This is a genomic window from Anaerolineae bacterium (assembly GCA_014360855.1).
Taxonomy (GTDB): domain Bacteria; phylum Chloroflexota; class Anaerolineae; order JACIWP01; family JACIWP01; genus JACIWP01.
This window is the reverse complement of sequence record JACIWP010000270.1, coordinates 1-3,991: the sequence shown is the minus strand read 5'-3', so window position 1 is coordinate 3,991 and position 3,991 is coordinate 1. Positions and strand designations below refer to the sequence as shown.

Genomic DNA, 3,991 nt, shown 5'->3' with positions numbered 1-3,991 from the left:
TACATCATGGTATGTTAGTGTCACGACGCCCTCTCTGCTCTATGGTTGGTTTCGCAACTACCAAATAGCAGGAGGACGTCGTACTGTCAAAAGTGGGTAAGACCCAGCTTACCCTGCGATTGACGCGCCCTGAGCATGATGGTATACTGAGGTTATCTGACCGCCGACATCAGGAGCATGCGCGTGCTGGCCAAGGTCTCCAGTTGTGCTCTCATTGGGCTGGACGGCGCCGCTGTGGAGGTGGAAGTGGACATCTCCGGCGGCATGGCCGGCCTGACCATCGTGGGACTGCCCGATGCGGCAGTCAACGAGAGCAAGGAGCGCGTGCGCTCCGCCATCCGCAACAGCGGCTTCGCCTGGCCCAATAAGCGCATCACCGTCAACCTGGCGCCGGCCGACATCCGCAAGGAGGGGCCGGCGTATGACCTGCCCATCGCCGTCGGCGTGCTGGCCGCCTCCCAGCAGATATGGCCGGACGGTTTGGAGGATTCCCTCTTTATCGGCGAGCTGTCCCTGGACGGGACACTGCGCCACACCGCCGGCATCCTCCCTGCCGCCTCCTTCGCCCGCACCAGCGGCTTCCGCGCCATCTTCGTGCCGGCGGTGGACGCGCCGGAGGCCGCCCTGGTGGAAGGCATTCAGGTCATGCCGGTCAGCGACTTGGCACAGCTCGTGGGGCATCTGCAGGGTCTGGAGCCGATCACCCCTTACCAGGACCAGCGCGGCCTGGATGCCGAGCCGCCGCCCTATGCGGTGGACTTTGCCGATATCCGCGGCCAGGAACATGTCAAGCGGGCGCTGGAGATCGCCGTCAGCGGGGGACACAATGTGCTGATGGTGGGGCCGCCGGGCGCCGGCAAAACCCTGCTGGCGCGCGCCATGCCTTCCATCATGCCGGCGCTCACCATCGAGGAAGCGCTGGAGGTTACCAAAATTTACAGCGTGGCCGGCTTGCTCCCGCCGGATGAACCGCTGATCCGACATCGCCCCTTCCGCGCCCCGCACCACACCATCTCCTACGCCGGCCTGGTGGGCGGCGGACACTGGCCGCGGCCGGGTGAGATCAGCCTGGCCCATAAGGGCGTCCTGTTCCTCGACGAAATGCCCGAGTTCGGACAGCGCGTGCTGGAGGTACTGCGCGAGCCGCTGGAATCGAAGCGCATCCTGCTGGCCCGCTCCACCACCACGCTGGCCTTCCCCGCCGACTTCATCCTGGTCGGCGCCATGAATCCCTGTCCCTGCGGCTACTACGGCGACCCGGTCAAAGAGTGCACCTGTTCCATGCACCTCATCCAGCGCTATCAGAAGCGGCTCTCCGGACCCCTGCTGGACCGCATTGATATTCATTTGCATGTACCGCGGGTGGAGTATGAGAAGCTCGCCGCCGAGCGGCAGGGGGAGCTGTCGGCGGTGATACGCCAGCGGGTGGAGCGCGCCCGGCAGGTTCAGCGGGCGCGCTTCGCCGGCACCCACCTTTCCACCAATGCCGATATGGGGCCGTCGGAGATCCAGCGCTACTGCCGGCTGGACGAGGCCGGCCGCGCCCTCATGAAAGCGGCGGTGCACCAGCTTCATCTCAGCGCTCGCGCCTATCACCGCACGCTGAAGCTGGCGCGCACCATCGCCGACCTGGCCGGCGCCGAACAGATCGCGCCGGCGCACCTGGCCGAGGCCATCCAGTACCGCGCCCAATTGATGCTGTGAGAATTCTGCCCGCCTATCCCCTTTTCTTCCCCTTGGGGCTTCCCCCGGGTCGGCCGGCCTTTCGATACAGCAACTCATCGAGGTAGTGGCGGATGGTGAGCAGGGGATGATGGAGGAGCATGCGCGGCCCCGCAAAGCGCATCACCTGCCGGACGCGCTCGCGCATGGCCGGGTTGTAGCAGTGGATAGGGCACTTGGCGCAGGTGGGCTTGTCATCCTGAAACGGACATTTATCGAGCCGGCGCAGTCCGTACTGATACAGCTCCTCACATTCGGCGCACAAGGCGGATCGCGTGCCGTGGTGGGCACGGCAGTATATCTCGATCATGGCAAATAGTGTGCGCCTCTCTCGCTCCAGCCGGCCAGGGTTCATCGCTTTCGCATCCCCCTCGATAACGGATCACTTTTCTGCGATGCGAACACACTGCGTGGAGTGCGCAACATACATAGACTAGCCTATACCCTCATTGGACGAGGTATCCCATCAGTCCCACTAGTGCATCCAGGCCTAACAGCCCCAGCCCTGTACCCCCTTCCCCGCCGGCAATGTATATCTGTTTACTCGCTGAACCTCGGCCATCGTTGCTGTTGGGCTTCAATTCCGTAACGTAGCACATTAAGCAGCTTTGGGGCCCCTCCAAGAGCGGGAATAGGCGGCGAGAAGATTGTGATCGCCCCTACATAATGCTCTTCTACCCTGTTCAATACCAGAGATAATGCGGACAACACGTCCTGCACTTTGTCACGAGTTGCGATCTCCAAAGGTTGTGCACTTTCAGATAGCGCGAGGTGCAAGTCTCGATGTGCTATCCGGCGATTTCTCCAGTCTCGGCAGAACTTCGCCTTTTCTTCCGCCTCCTTTATCGCCTCCTTCACTGAATCAGCAAGGTCTGGCTCCGTGATGAGTTCAGGCAAACAGCGGATTGTCAAATTTGGTTTTCCCGTGGACCGGGGAGGGTCAGTGAGACGAGCAATATGCATCAGTATATCGTACCAAAAGATATCCTGCACCATGCGAAAGAAAGCAGGCGCAGCTTGGTTCAGTAAATCTACTTTGGATCTCTCGCCAAACAGTTCAAGATATTCATTCCATTTGACATAGAGCCATGCGAGCTCTCTCCACAGTTCATAGAATAACTTTCCCAATGGCTCGCCCATATGGTCTATGTATTCCTGTCTAGTTTCGGATGGTGTAAGATACCGGCCCATTTCATACGCACTCCAGAAACTAGTAGGGTTGAATGCAAGTTCAGGTACTACCGTTTCCGCTAGCTAAGGGGCCGGCGCGTCGGTTAACGGGCGCTTGCGCGGCACGCCCGGCCGGCGCGGGTACTGCGCCGGCGTCGGCGCCGCCTTGCGCACCAGCACCAGATAGCGCTCCTCCGCCAGACCGGGCACTTCCACCCGCACCAGCCGCTCCAGCCGGCCGCCCAGCACTGCCAGCGCGAACTCCGCCTCCTGCACCTCCTGGGCCGCCGCCGGCCCCTTGTACGCCGCCACCAGCCCGCCCACGCGCGCAAAAGGCAGGGTATACTCCGCCAACTCCGGCAGGGCCGCCACCGCCCGCGCCACCACCAGGTCGTACTGCTCCCGATAGGGGGGCCGCCGGCCCAGCGTCTCGGCCCGCTCATGCAGGGCAATGGCGTCGCTCAAGCCCAGCAGGGCGATGATGTGCCGCAGGAATTCCACCTTCTTGGCGGTGGCCTCCACCAGCGTCAGACGCAGTTGGGGACAGACGATCTTAAGCGGGAGGCCGGGAAAGCCGGCCCCAGCCCCGACATCCATGACGCTCGGCTGGCCCTCCGGCCGCCAGACGGTCAGCAGGGACAGGGAATCGAGGAAGTGCTTGACCTGAATCTGGTCGCGCTCCTCGATGGCGGTCAGGTTGAAGCGGCGGTTCCATTCCATCAGCTCATCGCAGTATTTGCGGAACTGCTCGAGCTGGGCCGGCGTCAGCGTCAGGCCAAAGCGCCGCGCGCCTTCTGCCAGGAGCTTCACCGCGGCCGGCTCCTTCCCGGATTTACGCCGGCGGTGGAGAATGCCGGGCGCGCACCAGCGCGCCGATGACCAGCAGGGCGCCCGTCAGCAGGAGCAGGAAGGCCCCGACCAAGCCGCCGGCCGGCCGCTCCAGCAGGCTCACCAGGACGGCGAACACCACCACGCTGGCGGCGCCGATGACGGCGGCGGCCACGAGCAGGACCTGCGCGCGCCGGCCAAAGAAATACAGCGCCAGCAGGCCCAGCGCCACCCCCAGCGGCTCCACGGTCCAGAGGTAGGCCCAGGCCCC

5 protein-coding genes are annotated in these 3,991 nt (G+C 63.4%); 1 reads left to right on the top strand and 4 read right to left on the bottom strand.

The genetic code is table 11. The features are described 5' to 3' along the window. Positions 1-183: 183 nt before the first annotated feature. Positions 184-1,704, top strand: coding sequence for a YifB family Mg chelatase-like AAA ATPase (locus H5T60_12460; GenBank protein MBC7243244.1), 1,521 nt, complete (start codon positions 184-186; stop codon positions 1,702-1,704). Positions 1,705-1,717: 13 nt separating this feature from the next. Here the strand turns inward: H5T60_12460 and H5T60_12455 are convergent, their stop codons facing one another. The 4 genes from H5T60_12455 to H5T60_12440 all read right to left on the bottom strand — a co-directional run. Further along, positions 1,718-2,077, bottom strand: coding sequence for a nitrous oxide-stimulated promoter family protein (locus tag H5T60_12455; GenBank protein ID MBC7243243.1), 360 nt, complete (start codon positions 2,075-2,077; stop codon positions 1,718-1,720). Between the two features lie 185 nt (positions 2,078-2,262). Continuing rightward, complete coding sequence (locus H5T60_12450) at positions 2,263-2,862, bottom strand: hypothetical protein (GenBank protein ID MBC7243242.1); 600 nt, start codon at positions 2,860-2,862, stop codon at positions 2,263-2,265. Positions 2,863-2,976: 114 nt separating this feature from the next. Beyond that, positions 2,977-3,702 (bottom strand): 16S rRNA (guanine(527)-N(7))-methyltransferase RsmG, encoded by a 726-nt coding sequence (gene rsmG / locus H5T60_12445; protein ID MBC7243241.1) that lies wholly within the window; start codon positions 3,700-3,702, stop codon positions 2,977-2,979. 22 nt (positions 3,703-3,724) lie between these two features. Then, the coding region (locus tag H5T60_12440) for a hypothetical protein (GenBank protein ID MBC7243240.1) at positions 3,725-3,991 on the bottom strand (267 nt) is incomplete at its 5' end.